Origin of the sequence: Bacillus sp. RC240, from assembly GCF_044907945.1 — a bacterium.
In the GTDB taxonomy this organism is placed as follows: Bacteria; Bacillota; Bacilli; order Bacillales; family Bacillaceae_G; genus Bacillus_A; species Bacillus_A mycoides.
In genome coordinates this window covers 15809-33904 of sequence record NZ_JBIYCT010000019.1, presented here as the reverse complement: position 1 = coordinate 33904, position 18096 = coordinate 15809, and the positions used below count along the sequence as shown (strand labels likewise).

13 protein-coding genes are annotated in these 18096 nt (G+C 30.4%); 7 read left to right on the top strand and 6 right to left on the bottom strand.

What is annotated here, in order from left to right; all coding sequences use genetic code 11:
- Positions 1 to 114: 114 nt before the first annotated feature.
- Together ABH955_RS28280 and ABH955_RS28275 are read right to left on the bottom strand one after the other, a co-directional pair.
- The gene (locus tag ABH955_RS28280; RefSeq protein ID WP_215601151.1) at positions 115 to 282 is read right to left on the bottom strand and encodes a hypothetical protein; all 168 of its coding nucleotides are present in this window, start codon (positions 280 to 282) and stop codon (positions 115 to 117) included.
- Positions 283 to 455: 173 nt separating this feature from the next.
- The gene (locus ABH955_RS28275) at positions 456 to 1724 is read right to left on the bottom strand and encodes a helix-turn-helix domain-containing protein (RefSeq protein WP_404458179.1); all 1269 of its coding nucleotides are present in this window, start codon (positions 1722 to 1724) and stop codon (positions 456 to 458) included.
- Between the two features lie 717 nt (positions 1725 to 2441).
- On the opposite strand from ABH955_RS28275, the gene ABH955_RS28270 reads away from it, so the two are divergent.
- From ABH955_RS28270 to ABH955_RS28260, 3 genes are all read left to right on the top strand, one after another.
- Positions 2442 to 5567 (top strand): type 2 lanthipeptide synthetase LanM family protein, encoded by a 3126-nt coding sequence (locus ABH955_RS28270; RefSeq protein WP_404458182.1) that lies wholly within the window; start codon positions 2442 to 2444, stop codon positions 5565 to 5567.
- 594 nt (positions 5568 to 6161) lie between these two features.
- Positions 6162 to 6923: an ABC transporter ATP-binding protein gene (locus ABH955_RS28265; RefSeq protein WP_215601148.1), complete on the top strand. Its 762-nt coding sequence runs from the start codon at positions 6162 to 6164 to the stop codon at positions 6921 to 6923.
- Positions 6924 to 6939: 16 nt separating this feature from the next.
- Positions 6940 to 8787, top strand: coding sequence for an FtsX-like permease family protein (locus ABH955_RS28260; RefSeq protein WP_404458185.1), 1848 nt, complete (start codon positions 6940 to 6942; stop codon positions 8785 to 8787).
- A 535-nt stretch (positions 8788 to 9322) separates the two neighbouring features.
- On the opposite strand, the gene ABH955_RS28255 is transcribed toward ABH955_RS28260, so the two are convergent.
- Complete coding sequence (locus tag ABH955_RS28255; RefSeq protein WP_404458188.1) at positions 9323 to 10801, bottom strand: primase C-terminal domain-containing protein; 1479 nt, start codon at positions 10799 to 10801, stop codon at positions 9323 to 9325.
- A gap of 891 nt (positions 10802 to 11692) precedes the next feature.
- Between ABH955_RS28255 and ABH955_RS28250 the strand changes: the two genes are divergently transcribed.
- Positions 11693 to 12514 (top strand): ParA family protein, encoded by an 822-nt coding sequence (locus tag ABH955_RS28250; RefSeq protein WP_404458190.1) that lies wholly within the window; start codon positions 11693 to 11695, stop codon positions 12512 to 12514.
- A 1-nt stretch (position 12515) separates the two neighbouring features.
- On the top strand, positions 12516 to 12890 hold the full coding sequence (locus tag ABH955_RS28245) for a hypothetical protein (RefSeq protein ID WP_404458193.1): 375 nt from the start codon (positions 12516 to 12518) through the stop codon (positions 12888 to 12890).
- Between the two features lie 418 nt (positions 12891 to 13308).
- Here the strand turns inward: ABH955_RS28245 and ABH955_RS28240 are convergent, their stop codons facing one another.
- The gene (locus ABH955_RS28240; protein WP_404491909.1) at positions 13309 to 13875 is read right to left on the bottom strand and encodes a hypothetical protein; all 567 of its coding nucleotides are present in this window, start codon (positions 13873 to 13875) and stop codon (positions 13309 to 13311) included.
- A gap of 683 nt (positions 13876 to 14558) precedes the next feature.
- Here ABH955_RS28240 and ABH955_RS28235 point away from each other — a divergent pair.
- Complete coding sequence (locus tag ABH955_RS28235) at positions 14559 to 15131, top strand: tyrosine-type recombinase/integrase (RefSeq protein WP_404458198.1); 573 nt, start codon at positions 14559 to 14561, stop codon at positions 15129 to 15131.
- Between the two features lie 261 nt (positions 15132 to 15392).
- On the opposite strand, the gene ABH955_RS28230 is transcribed toward ABH955_RS28235, so the two are convergent.
- Positions 15393 to 15695 carry a hypothetical protein gene (locus ABH955_RS28230; protein ID WP_000717615.1) on the bottom strand — a complete coding sequence of 101 codons (303 nt, stop codon included), beginning with the start codon at positions 15693 to 15695 and terminating at the stop codon, positions 15393 to 15395.
- A gap of 600 nt (positions 15696 to 16295) precedes the next feature.
- Here ABH955_RS28230 and fabZ point away from each other — a divergent pair.
- Complete coding sequence (gene fabZ, locus ABH955_RS28225; protein WP_098167079.1) at positions 16296 to 16733, top strand: 3-hydroxyacyl-ACP dehydratase FabZ; 438 nt, start codon at positions 16296 to 16298, stop codon at positions 16731 to 16733.
- A gap of 368 nt (positions 16734 to 17101) precedes the next feature.
- Here fabZ and ABH955_RS28220 read toward each other — a convergent pair whose 3' ends face one another.
- On the bottom strand, positions 17102 to 18001 hold the full coding sequence (locus ABH955_RS28220) for a hypothetical protein (protein ID WP_404458202.1): 900 nt from the start codon (positions 17999 to 18001) through the stop codon (positions 17102 to 17104).
- Positions 18002 to 18096: the final 95 nt, after the last annotated feature.

Below are 18096 nucleotides of genomic sequence, written 5' to 3'. Positions count from 1 at the left end.
ATTTAACTAATTATTTATAACTTAATTGTCTATAAAACCAATATATAAGGACCCCCACCTAAATACTCCATTTAAGTGGGGGTCCTTATATATACTTTATTATGTAAATATGTATTAAACTTGAGGAGGTCTCCAGTCACTATAGACTGTAGGCGTATCGATGGCATAAGTTTGAGGAGTTATATTTTTCGGAGTATCCGCAGAACTGATATTAGTAGATAAAGAAAAACAAGAAAATATAATAGACATCGCAATAATTGAAAATACCTTTTTTATCTTCATGAGTGAACCTCCATTAATAAGTGTTTTGTTACTTTAAATATTAATGGAGGTGCTTGGTTAAAAAGAATAAGTAAAAATTTTCAATTTAAAATCTAAATTTTCCTAGTACTAAAGTTAAAAATTTAACTAATTAAAATTAAAATTCTAAACCTTTATTATACATTCATAGTTTTTTAAAATCCAGAATTTTCAATTGATATTTTAAAATATTTTGCCGACATTTTATAAGCACGATTATCATTAAAATAGTTTCCTAATTCATAAGCTAATTCACGAACTAAGGTATACTGTTTTTTTTCTAATCCCATTTCAATTGCTTTTTGCATATTTTTCTCATACCCATAATAATCCCCTCGTATGCTACATATCTTGGCTTTAAAGCCATATAGTTGCACATGTGCATAAGGTACATCTTGAATCGATAATATCTTAAATGCATCTTCCATAAGGTTATTAACATTTTTCCAGTCTTTAAATTCCATATAAATTTCTATCATGCTTCTTATTGAGTATATCTTCTCTGTCTGTTGTGGATAAAGTTCGCTAAGTTGTAAACTTTTTTCATAATAATTAATAGCATTAGTATAATCATTCAATCCCTGGTATATTTTTCCGTAATTGTACGCAATCAATGGTAGATACATAGAATTATTACTAGCCTTCGCACCAATTTCTGCTTGTTTTAAAGATTCAAGGGCCTTCTCAGACATATGATCTAATTCATATTGTAGTGCAATAATTATAAGAATGTTTATTACCTGATTTTCTATTTTTAACTTTTTATACAATGCATAGGCTTTTTTAGCATACAAGCGACTAATACTTTGATCTTTATAAAGACTTTGGTTTATTAAGCTTAAATTATAATATATATCAGCGTGTTGCCTAGTTTCTTCAATACCAAGTAAACTATCTGCTTTTACATAGATTTCATGTGCTGCAACGAAGTCTTGTTTATTAAAAAAATAATGTCCACGGGCCATTAAATAATATATATAATCCTCGATATACTGATTCTCTACTTGGCTTGGAATTACTTGCGAGGCTTGTTCTATGATTGGGGCTACATACGTTAAATTATTATTTCGGGAATGATAATATATTAAGACACCATAAGCCTTTAACAATAAGGTACTAGAGTCTATATCCCGAACATACAGTTCTAAAGAAGATAAGTCTTTTTCACTCATAATATTTTCGTTTTTATATCTATTACATATTTCAAGAAGCTTAGGTTCTATATCCTCATAATCTGCTCCTAAAAGAAAATTGTAATCAACTTCCATCTTTTTGGCGACCTTTTCTAAAAAAGAAACAGACGGTTTAATTTGCCCATTTTCAATTCTGCTTAGATACGTTATAGAGCATATCCCAGATACTAATTCTCCTTGCGTAAATTCTTTATGTATACGTATTTGCCTAATTCTTTCACCAACGTTCATTTTCCTTCTCCTTACTCTAAATGAATATTTTGGGACAATATTGTATAAGTATTCTCTATCATAATATGCGTATTGTTTGATAGCTAAACAAAAAATAACATTATATATTTCCTCATTCATATCAATCCAACTGTAAAGAAAACATTGAATACAACGCAACTGTAAAGAATTACTGTAATTATTAATATTTATTGGGATGCGTATGGAATTTGCATACCCGATTTACTAATATTAGTTATCTCCTCTCTTTCATTCGCATTACTATATTATACCAATTCCCTCATAATTACGCCTAACAAAATTTATCTTTTATACCTTTAGATCTTTAAAATAAAAGTCTTCTATTTAAAAACGATAAAATAATTAAAGTTCCTTATATGTTACAGAAACTATCTCAAATCACGAAACATGTAAAATAATACAGAAAAAAACATGAAAAACTCACAATTTTTTCAATTAAATTTTACTAATTGTTATTAACATAAATTAACACGTATATTTTAGGTATAGAAATTCAATCAGTTAGAAGATAGTTACTCTAATTTCAGAAAAAAATTCTATAAATATGATAAACCATATCATGTTTATAAACAGTCAAATATCTCAACAAGCCATCAATTTAGTTAGTCTATTTATTCTTATTGATACATTTTCATAAATTTCAATGTTTTTCATTTTGAAAACATATTATATAAATACGCTAAAGGAGAATGCGATATGACTTTACAACACGGTACATATTTATTAGAAAGAGAAAATACAAAAAATACATTTGATGAAGAGCTTTATCAAAAATGGGTAAGTAAGACCGGGCTAAATGAATCAACTATTAATACTCTAATTCAGGAAAATAATATGGAGTTAGAACATTTCAAAACTGTATTATCTCACAAGGAGCATCCAGAGTTAACAACTTCTTTAGAATGGATCGCTATTGTCAACAAATTAATAAACAATGATACCTATCACAATAAAGATGTTGAATATTCAGGTGATTTTAAAAGCATTCTGTTTTATGCATTTTATGTACCGTTTTTTAACTATAGTTTAGAAGTAATATCAAATAAATTAAAGGGTATACATGAAGAAAAAAGGTCCTATATTAATATAGAAAACCTTAAGAAAAATATTTTATCAACTGTAGCTGATAGAATTAGCCGAATTGGATTAAAAGTATTAATAACAGAAATTAATATGGCGAGAACCGGTGATTTACTAAGTGGCGAGAATGAAAAGGAAAGATATGATAGTTTTATGAATGATTTTCTTCAGGACAAAGAATATATCCTGAGCTTATTCAATTCCTATCCTGTAATGATCAGACTAATGGTAGAAACTGTACATAGTACTGTAGATGCAATGTTTGAGATCGTCTATCATTATACAGAAGATCGAGATCAACTAATTGAACTTTTTGGTGAGGATTTCAACACTTTAACATCAATTGGTTTGGAAGCCGGTGACACTCACCAAAATGGAAGAACTGTAGCTATGCTAAACTTTAATAATAAAAGCAAATTAGTATATAAACCTCGTTCGTTAAAAACAGATGAATTATTTAATGAATTATTAACTTGGATTAATAAAAAAGGATTTAAAAAACCACTGAAAAACTTAACAGTATTAAACAGAGATGAATATGGCTATCAAGAGTTTATTACAGGAAGTGAGTGTAATACATCGCAGGAAGTAGAAAATTTCTACTACAGACAAGGCGGATATATAGCTTTATTTTATATACTAAATTCAACAGATTTCCATCATGAAAATATTATTGCTGATGGTGAGTATCCTATATTTATAGACTTAGAAACATTATTTAGTAATACAATTGAATTGAGTGATAAGCTAACAGATACTAAAAGTGCTTCTATCCAACTATCATTAGATATTAAGGACTCTGTTTTTCAATCGTTAATGCTGCCTGTAAAATTCAGTGATGATCCTCTTATTGATTATGATTTAAGCGGTTTAGGAATAAGTGGGGAACTAGAAGTAGAGCCTTCAGCAGTAAATGCCCTAGATAATGTATATAGTGATCAAATTAAAATGGTTAAACAAAAAATTAAGTTACAAGAATTCAATAATACCCCACGTATTAAACAAAAGAAAACAAATGCTAGTGAATACGTTCAAAAGATTATTAATGGATTCACGGATATGTATAAACTAATATTAAATAATCAACATGAATTTATATTAGAAAACGGCCCGTTATACGCTTTTAAAGATACTTTCGCCAGACAGGTTTTTAGACCAACTGAAGCTTATGCAAGATTTGTAGCGGCAAGTATTCATCCTGATTACTTAAAAAATGGGGTTGATAGAGAAAGCTTATTCTATTATCTATGGCATGGTGTTAACCTCCAACCGAAATTTAGCCGAATTACAAAGTATGAAATACAAGACCTTTTAAGGGCTGATATACCTTATTTTACTTTCAAAGTTGGTTCAACAAGTTTATTTAGTGCAGATAAAATTGAAATCAAGGATTTTTTTGATAAAAATTCAATAGATATAATACAAGAAAAGCTAACTAAATTAAGTAACAAAGATCATGACCGCCAAATAGAATTTATAAAACTTTCACTTAGTGCAATTGCTACAAACGAACAAAAAACATATAACCCTTATGGCTTTAAAGAGGTAGAAAAAAATCTTTTAGATACAAAAACCAATCACAAAGATCAGTTTTTGAATGAAGCCAAAAAAATCGGTGATGAAATAATAGATCTTGCTATTGTCGGTGATAATTTCAAAGATGCTTTGTGGTTTGGTCTTAATTTAGATAATAATGAGCAATTTAAATTGTCTCCTATAGGCACTGATTTATATAACGGTAGCCTAGGAATAGTTCTATTCCTTGGGGTTCTAGCAAAAGAAACTAATGATGAAAAATATAAAAAGTATGCTATCGCTGGATTGAATCATGTTGAAGAAAAAGTAAAACATACGAAATTACATTCAACTTCAGCATTCTCAGGATATAGCTCTATTTCATATGTATGCGCTTATTTAGGAGAAATTTGGAATGATCGAAAACTCATTGATAAATCTAGGGAATATATAAATAAAATAGATTCGCTATTAATTGAAGATGAGACTATGTATGATTTTATAGGTGGATTAAGTGGTTCACTGCTTGTATTAATTAGACTATATGAAAAATTTAACTTTACTGAATTAAAACCTATTTGTGATTTAATTGCTCAAAAATTATTAAAGCAGACTTCTCATCAAATAAAAACTAATACCTTACTCACTGGATTAGCACACGGTGCCTCTGGATATGCTTGGCCATTATTAGAATACGCTTATAAAATGGACCAAACCCACTTACTAAATGATATATTGGCAATATTAAATTATGAAAATAGTAAAGTAAATGATACTCAAGACAATTGGTTAGATTTAAGGGGAGAGAAAAACCTGGAAGCCCCAGCATTTTGGTGTCATGGGGCCGGCGGAATAGGAATAAGTAGATTAATGATGTCCCAATTTATTGAAAATGCTACTATTAATGATGATTTGCAAAAATCCGTGCATATACTAATGAATAAAGGATTTGGTACTACTCACACCTTATGTCATGGTGACTTTGGAAATCTTGATTTTCTTATGACTTACGCTAAAATGACGAAAAATAACGAATATATAGATATCTCGAAGAAGATTGGGGAATATGTATTAAAACAAAAAGAAGAAAATGGGAAATGGAATTTCGATCAAAACGGTGATACAAATATCTTAGGATTCATGATTGGAACTTCAGGTATAGGCTTTGAATTGTTGCGTTTAAATAACCCGGATATTCCTTCCGTATTAAATTTAGATTTACCGTAAGTTTAAAGATATCTCTATCAATTGTGATTATGTAACTGAAAATATAACAATTAAACCGCTTTTATAGTCAAAAGATAAACTAATAGGTGGCACCATATCAAAGAAAAAAACTGTACATGCGGATACAATTTAGACACAAAATATCCGGTTCCTTGTACGCTAAGGGATCGGATATTTATTTTACTGTTTTATATAGCGTACAAATTCTCGCTTATTTAGATACTATAGAACATTAAAAAATATCAACTTGTACTACATTATCTGTTGTAGCATTAGAACTTCCTATAGTTACTTTTAATGAAATACAATTACCTGCTTGAAATATCATAGAAATATTATTATTAATCTTGGAAGTTAGGATACCAGTTAGTGTAACGGTAAGAGTTGTATCTACAACATTTTTAGATCCAGATTCAAATGCGAGTGTTGGAAAAATTACATATCTTTAATATCGTCTTTTGAGATACTTAAAAATAACATATCGATCCGTTTCGTTTACCTTACAAAGGCGTTAAGCAAATGTAAGGTAAATCCACAGTAAAGCATGTAAAAAAAAATACAGAATAAGAAAAAAGAGAGTGTAGGGGGATATATATGAACAAACCAGTTGTAGTCGTTAAAGACGTCCAAAAAGTATACGGTAAAAAGGGTGAAAACCAATCACACGCATTAAAAGGTGTGTCGTTCTCGATTCAAGAGGGGGAATTTGTTGGAATTATGGGACCATCTGGTTCAGGGAAAACAACGTTACTAAATGTAATTTCAACATTAGATAAAGCAACAGGCGGTGCTGTTGAAATTTCCGGTGCGGATATTACAAAGATGAAACAGGGTGAACTTTCTGATTTCCGTTCACAAAAATTAGGGTTCATTTTCCAAGACTTTAACTTATTAGAGAACTTATCTATTTATGAAAACATTGCACTTCCACTTTCGCTTCAAGGTGTTCCATCACGTAAGATTGGACCGAAAGTAGAGAAAGTAGCGAATATGTTAGGAATTTCAGCTATTCTTCAAAAATATCCATCTGAAGTATCTGGTGGACAGAAACAACGTTCAGCAGCAGCGCGCGCGCTTGTGCATGAACCAGCTATCATTTTAGGGGACGAGCCAACAGGAGCGCTTGATTCTAAAAATGCAACAAGTCTTTTAGATGCAATGACAAACTTAAATAAAGAACAAGGCGTATCAATCATGATGGTTACACATGATCCATATAGTGCAAGTTACTGTCAGCGTATTTTATTCATTCAAGACGGAGCGTTATATAAAGAACTCCACCGCACTGATGCACGTGAAGTATTTTATAAAGAGATTTTAGATGTACTTGCAGACTTAGGTACACAAAAAGCATAAGAAAGAAGGTTCAGGCATGTTATTTAAACTTTCTATGTCAGGACTAAAAAGTAAGCTAAAGGACTATATCATCTTACTTGTTGGTCTTGTCATGTCCATTTCAATTTTTTATATGTTTCAAACATTAGCGTTAAACGAAGCCTTTCTTAAGGCAAACTCTATTATTAGTGAAATTGGAATAGTATTCCAAGCTGGTTCAATCTTATTAGCAATTATTACATTCTTCTATATTATATATGCAAACTCATTCTTATTATCGCTTCGCCAAAAAGAATTAGGTATGTATATGATGTTAGGAGCAAAAAAACATAAAGTTACATTTCTTATGTTCATCGAAACAATTGTATTAGGTGCGGCCTCCCTTGTAATCGGGATTGCAGTAGGTGTAGGGCTTGCACAAGTAATTGGTAAACTACTAATGCAACAACTGGATTTTACTACAGGTGGTTATGAAGCGTTTTATGTTTCATCCATGCTTGTTACTTGTGTTTTCTTCTTTGTGCTATTTGTGTTATCAGCAATTATGAATAGTATCAAATTATCACGTATTACAGTCCTACAACTTGTACATGCAAATTCAAAAACAGATCGTGTTTCTGTAAAAGGTGCGAAGACTGTTATCTTTGCAGTATTGGGGATTATTTTATTAACAATTGGCTATGCTTCTATGATTTACATGGATAAGTTAAGGCTATCTGGGATTTTTATTGCTTTAATTACTGTAACGTCTGGAACTTACATGTTATTTGGAACGTTCCTACCTCTTATTATTAAAAAGATGAAAAGTAATAAAAAACGTACTGAAAAAGGACTTAATGCTTTTACATTTGCACAGTTAAACTTCCGTATTAACAGCTTAACAAAAGTACTAGCGACAGTAACGATGTTAGTTGCGCTTGGAGCGGGGGCAATCTCAGGTGGTATGGCATTTAAAAATAACGTTATGATGAATGTAGATACTCTTGCAATTTATGATGTTACGATTCATAATCCAACGACTGAAGAAAAGAAAATCTTAAATGGTATTACATTTAAAGAGAACAGCGAATATCGCTATAAAACAGATGATAAATACGTTTATTATGTAAAAGAAGATTTAGAAAAAAATCGTCCTTTCGTAAAAGATGTTAAATATATTAAAGAAGGAGTGAAAGATCCTTCTAAAGTGAAAAAAAGAGCTTCTGAAGCGCTACCAGTAAGAGAATTTTCTGAAGATACAGTTAATTTAATTTCGGCAGAGTGGAAGGATGCCTTCGGAACACTGGAGCCCTCTTACGTGCATCCCGATCGAACAATTAAAATTGTCGATCAAAAAATATATGATAGCTTAAAAGATACAGAAGATACTGTATTCATTGGAAAAACAGATGATTTCTTAACATACACAAAAGAATGGAAAAAAATTGACGAGTTACAATTAATCAAATATAAAAATATAAAAATTGATGATATACCAAGTAAATACGCGATATATACTGGTTTTTACGGCATTTCGAGCGGGACAGTATTTATGGGCTTCTTCTTAGGAATTGCTTTCTTAGCAATGATGGCAAGCTGTTTAATGTTTAAAATTCTATCTGGTGCATCAAACGATATTACGCGTTATCAAATGCTTCGTAAAATCGGTGTGCGCCGTGAATTATTAACAAAGTCGATTTATAAAGAATTATTCTTAATATTCCTATTCCCAGCGATTGTAGGGATTGCACACGTATTAGTTGGTATGAACATCTTTTCGTTCATCCTAATCGATCCATATTTCCGTATTTGGCTTCCAATAATAATTTTCATAGTCATTTACTCAATTTACTACTTCATTACAGTTCAATTGTATAAAGGCATTGTTCTTCCAAAAGAAAAATAAGAAAAGTAAGCATAAAGTAACTCCAAAATCAACTTTTATTGTATATTTTAGAGTTACTTTTGTTTATTTCACTCTTTTTCAGCACATTGCATCTAAATGATAAATCTATCAACCCCAACAAGACTTTATCATTTTCCTCATTATTATTTAAACCAATGTTAAAAAACATTTCTACCAAATAACAAAAATAACCATCAGAACTTAGAGTATCCTCTCGCACCTCACCATGTATTTAAAAACATCCAATTTTCCCCTAGTACAAATGATTTAATAGAACGCTCACTACTATTTTTTTCATGTCTAAAGAACCCTCTAATAAAAAGATTCCATTAATTCAAAAAGAACGTACTGTAGTAAAAATACTAATACACCTGTTAAAGAGCGAACAATAAATCACAAAAATAAAATCTAAGCATCCTACGAACACAATAGAAAGTCAAAAAATAATTTCACGTACTGTAGTATATACAGAAAACCCAGAGGACAAAAAAACTACAATAGATATATGTATTGGCAGAGTGGACAAAGTACCAAATTAGCCCGTATTTAGTGTGATAGAATCACTGTTATCCCTTGGGAGTAGATCATATAATCGCTCTGCAGCTCCAGGGACGATTGATTGAATAAACTCTAAGTACAACTCTTTTTGTTCTGTTGTACGACCAATAGCATTATTAAAAAGCAACAACAAAGTAGAAAGTCCTGTTTGTCGTTGACTACCTTTACCGATTACATGGATATATATTTGTCTCGATTTCTTTAGCACGTTGTTTAACGTACTTCTTGGGATTTGCAACGCTTCACATATTTCTTTTTGAGTAAAGTATACGAATCCTTTTTCGGTGTTTTTTTGCACGTTTAAGAAGTCAATGATATCGTGTTCCCACTCATACCAATGACTACGCACACGATCCTTGCGTGCTTTCTTATGTTTATACCAATACTGTGATGGTACTAGACCTGAAAATGTTGCCTTTCTATCTGACCAAATTTCTAAAATTTGATTGATGTACTCTTTGTTTGCGCCTTTATATTTACCTGAAAAAGCACTACGAATAGCCTTTTGAATACTTGAATTTTTCAAAGGGCTTTTTAGGTTTGTATTAAATTCATCCAGTAAATTATATGTCTCATCTGTAGTCATTCTTGAAGAATAGCATGCTAACGCGAGCGTAAATACAGCGTTATCACGTCCAAATACACCTTTTTGACCTCTGATATGTGTACATGCTAATACCTTTTGTACCCATCCTTCAGTAATTTGCGTAGTTTTAATTTGCTTATTTGAAATAACCGTAAATAAACTTCTACGATGGCCCATATCTTGATCTTTAGACCATTCAATTAAATGAGATAAATTACATGTACTGTTTGCATCAAACCATACAATGTTATCTTCGTTTGGCATACGGAAGAATCCGAAATCATTACATGTCAAATCAACACCAGGTAAAAGATCGCTTAGAGCTTTTCTGATGTTCTCACTGATTCTTTTTGCACTACGTAATCCCCGGAAATCGTTCTTATTCGAAATAAATAGTGGATTATCCAACACAAAATAAACCTGGTATCCCTTCACACTTTCAACAATAACTGTAGGCATTCCTAACTGCTTGTCCATTGCTGCAAGTACGATTTCCCCTGGAGTAAGGTCTTTTGTATCAATATCAACAGTAAAACAATTAATTTGTTTTAGATTTCGTTCTTCATGCCCTTTAATGATTTTTCTGTTTCTATCTATGTACGTTCCCACTCTAAAAATATTCGGAGTCCAATGTGTAGCTTGTCCAATATGGTCCAGTACTGTTTCTTGAGAAGTCAATACAACTCCCTTTGTACCATATGAGTTCGTTAAATCTTCTTTTGTACGTGTAATAAATACAAATCTGTCATCCATTTTGATACTAGTATCCTGAGAATCTAACATGGATATGCTAGCTCTTGAGTTTTTATATTTATATTTTCGTAACCCATCATGTAAAATCAATTCGATTGCTTGTTGCGCTTTATCCATGTTAAATCTCCTTTCTACTAAATTTTTGACAATAAAAAAGGTGAGCAGTTATACCACTGCTCACCTCAAAAATTCTCTGGAAAGTAGATAAAAGACAGACTTTTCTCCATATTCAAACAAACTTAAATACGGATTTCTACCTTTACAATCTAGCTCTAATTAACTATACTAAATACAGATATTTTTATATCTCTAATAACATAGTTAACTAGAACGGACGGAGAATTTTACATACTGGTCTTGCAGTGTGTAAATGGAATACAAATTGTTGACAGCAACGTGTATTCACCGGGGAGTAAAGTTATTGTCAGTAACTCTACTTTTTCTGTCAGATTGGGACCTCAGAAATCTCAATTAGACAGCCGTTCTTTTTTTATTTATTTTTTTATCATTTATTTATCTAATAAGCTCTTTATGTACAGTATCAAATTAAATCACTTTTTGTTGAAAAACTTGCTAATTCTTACATTACAGCAAGTTTTTTTGTTTGTAAACAGTGAAATTACGCGTAATTTAAATAATATCCCTATAGGGATATTTCTATTTTTCCCTATTTCCCTATAGGGATATTTCTATTTTTCCCTATTTCCCTATTTCCCTATTTTTTAGTTTTTTTTCTCTTTAAACCTCTCCTTGAAAATCTTCACTCTCACTTACTTTTCAAACCAGACTCGAATTAAAAATTCCCTTTAAAATCAACGTTTTTGTTATAAATTATTAACTCTATCATTCTATTGCATATACAGAACATCATTGTTATAATTCATTTAATAATATAGAAATATCCCTATTTCTATAATTAGAAATATCCCTATTTCCCTATTTCTATTTTTCCCTATTTCTATAAAGGGATATAGGGAAATTTTAAAAAATATTACTGGAGTGTTAAAAATGGCTATTACAATTACGGTTGGGAATTACAAAGGTGGCGTTGGTAAAACCACAAATGCTGTATTAAACTCTTATGAAGTTGCGAAAAAAGGAAAGCGAACGTTACTCGTTGACCTTGATCCGCAGAGTAATGCAACGAAGTCTTTAATGTTAACGAAATCCATTCTTAATCCAGATGAAATTGTAACGGTTGAAAAAACATTAATGAAGGGGATACAAGAAGGGAATTTAGATGGTTTAGAAGTGGAAATCATGGAGAATTTATATTTAATTCCTTCTTATGTTGATTTTCAAGATTTCGCAAAGTTCCTTTATAAGACTTGCACTTCTGAAAAAGAGGAAGATCACTACTTTAAAGGATTACTTGAAAAGATAAAACATAAATATGACTACATATTTATTGATGTTCCTCCTATGTCACTAGAAGTTACGAAGAACGCCGTTGTAGCTTCTGATTATGTTCTAATTGCTTTACAAACACAAGAACGTTCTCTTACTGGTGCAGAGAACTACGTTAATGAACTCATCAAGTTGAAAGAAAAATATGATCTTGATATTGAAGTAGTTGGTATTCTTCCTGTCTTATTAAAAAATAATGGTAAAGTTGATGAATACATTATGGAAAACGCCCGTGAAATCTTTGGTGAAGAGAACCTATTTAAAAATGTCGTTCCTCAAATGGAGCGTATTAAAAGATTTGATGTAAATGGTATTACTGAAAAAGATAGACATGATATGAATGTAATTGATTTATACGAAACGATTAGTGATGAATTATTATCTCGTATCGATATGTTTGAAAAAATGAAGGTTGGTGTGTAATATGGCGAAAACTCCTGGTTTGTTAGGTAGAAAGAAAAGGAACTTTGAGCCTACTGAGCCTTATGTACCAAAGCAAGGACAAGCTACGATTGAAAATAACGTTGAAGCAACTGCTCCTTCTCAACCTAAGACAGAAGAAAAACAAGTAACTCGAAAAGAAAAAAGAAACGAAAAAACTGAAACAGAAAAGAAATTTAAAAATCAGCAAGGCAGTATTAAAATTTCTAATCAATCAAAAGAAGAACTTGAAGTATTAATGAAACTTACAAACACAAAATTCGCTTATGAAATCATAGACTTACTTATAGATCGTTATGTAGAAAACGATCTAACACCTGAGCAGAAAAGGAAATTCAAGCTCTTAACAGAGATATAAAAAATATAGAAATATCCCTATTATTATAAGTAGAAAAGTAGAAATGAATACTTTTCTACTTTTGCGTAATTTATCTAGTAACACCCACCAGAACTTCCACCACAGCTTTTTCTTCTCTCTTGCCGCTATAATTCTTTTACGATATTCCTGCATAATTTTAAATATTATATAAGAACAGAAAAACAAGGAATCCATACTTGATTCAAATATAAACTTTTGAATATTTGTTTACTTTCAATATCGGTATGAAAAATGACTCGAGTACATGTAATCTCAGATCATAAAATCTATTTTATTTTTTTAGTTAGATTTGAGTTTTAATAAATGTAAAACAGTACAAATCGCATATTAAAATGACTTGTACTGTTTTATTTATGTATTATTTTTTAGATAAGATATACTTAAAACTTATACAATTTTAAGACGCAGGTACTAATTTCCAAACACTTTTTTTATCACTTATCTCAACTATAGTCATAGGTTTATCCCATGAAGATATTGTTTTTCTATAATTTAAATACCTGTTATCTTCTGCTTGAATTGTATATCCACCATCTATAGGTGTAATAGTCCAATAATCAGCATATCTCTCCTCATTCCAACTTGCGCTACCACTAGAAGGAATCGAAATCCACTTATCAATTTTAATATTACCAATATTCAAAAATTCAGTACACTGGATTCGATATTTTTTATTATATTCTGAATAATGAAATTTTAAAGAGGTTGCTCCAGGATTTTCTATAGTTCCGAGAACAACAGGCAATGAAAGTCCCCCCACATGCATTGAGCCAATTGCGTTTATTCCCATTGTTGGAGAATCCTCTGGAACTACATAATAACGTTTATTTGTATCAATTTTATCAATTACTTCTGATTCGACATCAGAAGTAAACAATACTGATGCATTTGCTTTTTCTATTGGAAAAAAACCTAAAAATATAACAAAAACTAATAAAGACATTAATACCCCTTTAATCTTCATATCAACACCCCTTCAAATTTTACAATCATACAATAATTGAAAAATATAAATTTGTATTTTTCAATATTAAGAAAATTAATAGGAATAAAAAACAACGATAAATAAAATACATTTGAAAGTAAACTTTTAGATAAAAGTTTACTTTTTTATCTATCTGGACTTACTCCTTAACGAAAAATTTTGTATATTTGATAATAAGTGTAATTTATTACCAAAATATACAAAGGGGTCTCATAATGGATATTTTTTTATTCAATTTATTATTTTTTTCAGTCTTAATTTTATTAAAAATAAATTTTATTTCAGCACTAAATACAGAAATAAAAAGAGAGTCAAAAAACTATTTAATAATAATTATTGATTTTCTTTTTATAATTATTTTTTTGTGGCTTAGTATAAATGTTTTTTTAGAAATTACTTTAATATTACGCAGAAATTTCGATAATCTATCTTTATAAAATATTATATTAATTCATTGTTCTTCATTAATTTGTTTAACTATCATGTTATCAAACTGTTAAAACTTTTAGATATTCACATTGAAAAATGAATGTAAACTTTTGAATATTAGTTTACATTCAAATCCCTTTAAATATTGACTTATCTCCAATTCTCCTGATATCCTCAATTTATAAGACGAAAGTATACATTCAAAACACTATAAATAAAGAGGTCATAAATCCATGAATAAAAAACCACATCTTATTGATGTACAGCCTATTAGAAGTAAAGAACAGATCGAAGATATGAAATGGGCCCTAAAACGCCACTGTTCCGAACGAGACTATATTCTCTTTCTAATTGGAATCAATACAGGATTACGTGTCAGCGATCTACTCCACATTGAAACCCAAACCATAATAAAATTAAAACGAAAAAAGAGAAAAGAATTTAAGATCAAAGAAGGAAAAACCAAGAAAGAACGCGTGATTAATCTTACTTCTATTTTTGATGAAGTCTATTCATATGCCCAAACCCTAGAAAATACCTGGTTATTCCCTTCCCGTAAAGGAAATCAACCCATTAGTAAGATCCAAGCTTATCGACAATTACAAAAAGCCGGAGATTTTTCCAGTGTAGAATCCATTGGTACTCACACCATGCGAAAAACCTTCGGCTATTGGTTCTATAAACAAACAAAGGATGTAGCTATGTTACAAGACATACTCAATCACAGTACGCCACAAATTACACTTAAATATATTGGTATCAATAAAGAAGAGAAAGATAATATCTTAGATACATTTCAAATTTAAAAAATAAACCATACTAGACAAAGAAATACAATAAGCTGTCCATATGGACAGCTTATTTACATAAAATCCGTTATTGGAAGTAAAGTAAACCCCTCTTATTGGGGTACGAACACTGTTCTTGTTATAATTAATCTTTTTCAGAACGTCTATAATCCTCTTTTAAAAAATATATGTAAATATAATAAAAAACGAATGATTAATAGAAATATTCTACGCCACTCGTTTTTTATCGGACTTCTTTTTACTGTACTTTTATTTTCTTTATGAGTTATTAGAAAAATAATTGTCTATATAAGTCTTTATTTTTTCAAAATTCTTTTCCATAAATAAGATTGCTGGTACTTCAATTATTGGAAGATTATTTTCATTATCAAAAGGTGGACACGGTTTGGGAACTACCAAATAGTCAACTGAGTTTTTATCCCTAATATAATTAATTGAAACATCATAATACTTAGAAAAATATTCCTTCAAATCATCCTGATTCCTTAAAAATGGTAGAGAAAATATTGAACCATAATTTATACCAGCGTCGACAATTAATACAAAGCATATTTTTTTCATGATACACCCTCCTCGTATAATAAGTTTTAAGTTAATAACTGTTCCTTGAAAATTAAATAGTTTTTATCTTCAAGAGCTACATCAAAAAAATGGTGTATGGGTAAAATTTAGTCTTGGATACTGGGGGATTTCCCTACCTTATTCAAAGAAAGGCATTACATGCTATTCCGAATGTAATAAAACAAATAAAATACTAAGACAACAACAGTAATAATACTCGATGCTGTTCTGAAAGTTTTGTTTTCATACGTTTTATTTAACAAGAAGAACAAAACGACCCAGACCCCGTTGGAAAAGAATGATGTTAGTGCATTGAAAATAACTCGAAACACAAACATAGAGTCTTCCATTAGCTTTTCACCCCAGTCATTTTCCTTATTATACCATTCTTAAAAAGTGATGTGCGGTGTTTTTTTGATTGTATATTCTATACATGCTTGGTTAACATAACGTCCTATTATCAGCAGTCACTGTATCTAGAAACCTAGAAAAGTACTTTCAGATTCACATAAATTGAATCATCTGTAGTAATTCTATCGTTGTTTTCAAATACAAGGAGTGTAATAATTGGAATATATTAATAACAAAGGAGAGAGATTTATGCTCGATATTCAACAAATTAAAGAGATTATTCCGCATCGTTATCCTTTTTTACTGATAGATCGTATTATTGAAGTAGAAGAAGGAAAACGCGCAGTTGGAATCAAAAATGTTACAACTAACGAAGAATTCTTTAACGGTCACTTTCCTGACTATCCAGTTATGCCAGGTGTCTTAATTGTAGAAGCTTTAGCACAAGTAAGTGCAGTTATTATGCTCATAAAAGAAGAAAACCGTGGAAAGATTGGTCTTTTTGCTGGTATTGATAATTGCCGGTTCAAAAAACAAGTTCGTCCTGGTGATCAGCTGCGTTTAGAAGTAGAGATGACGCGTGTTCGTGGTTTAATTGCCAAAGCACATGCTATTGCTACAATAGATGATGAAATTGTTTGTGAAGCAGACGTGACATTTGCTCTTTTCGATAATAAAAAAGCCTAAAGACTTAACAAGTCTTTAGGCTTTTTTATCGCATAATATATACATTTCTAGTTACCATAATGTCTCATTATCGGTAGCAAAGAAAAAGGCGCCCCCTTACTCTCATAAGGGATTCGCCTTTTTTCTTTTTATAAATCTATGCATCATTTTATACATTCCTATTCTGGCGTGGGTTTTAGGGTTCTCATTTGTTACTGGATTATCCGAAAAATTGTATAAAATCCTGCATACTCTTAGCATGGTTTTTTTCCAAAATGCTGGCGATACCCCTTTTAATACATTATACAAAAATATATTCATATATTTAGCAAGGGAATGCTTGTAGACTGATCTATACTGCATTCCCTTATTGTATGTATGCTATATTTCTATTCTCCTTTTCCCGACATCATTACATTTTTATGATTATTAAAATTCCACCAAGCGGACTTTTTTCTTTCTTTTTCTTTTAATTTATCTGATTCATACTCATCTAAAACCTTAGTAATACTTTCCTTAATATGATCTTCCTTTTCAAATGGACCTAAATAATCAGAATGATTCAATGAAAACTTTATACTTTGTAACATTTCAATCAAATAAAAAATTCTTTGATCCTCCCACTGTAATAAATCCTCGACAAAAAAGTGTCTAAAAAAGATAAATAAAATAAAAACACTAATAACAAGAAAAATTACAATAATCAAATAACCGAAAGCTTGTCCCATAGTTACAAACCCTGTTTTACTGTACATCCAATTATTAAACGCTGCCCAAACCGGTACCACAAAAGCTATAAATATAGCACTATAAGATGATAGAATCGTTAAAACCCTAGCTTTCTTCCTTCTTTCAAATCTCTTTTCTAATCTTTCTATGCAAAAATCTAACGAAAGTTCATCTTTCTTTTTAGATTTTGCATCATTTTTACCATTTATAATCTTTTCCTGAATTAAAAAATCCTTTAAAACTAAATATCTAAATGGTTCCCATTCTTCACCATATAATTCTATCTTGTATTTATTAAATAATTTAGTTTTAGCTGGCTTAAAAATAATAAAACCAAAAGAAAAAAACAAAATCACTTCAAAAATAAAAAAACAACCAATAAACCAATAATCCTGTTCGCTTGTATTATCAGAATGATAAGTAATCAACGCTACCCAAGTCATTAAAACTAACAATTGAACAATTATATAGCAAGTAAACCTCTTCCATATAGGTTTAAAAACTAATGCCCAAATAGTCATACGTTTTCTATAAAAATCTAATAGTTTATTCTCAAACAAAACATACACCCCTTTGTTTAAAAACGATTATATTTTTAACTCCCCTGATCCATCCTACGCTATTTATTCCACAGTTCCCTTGACTACGAGCCTCT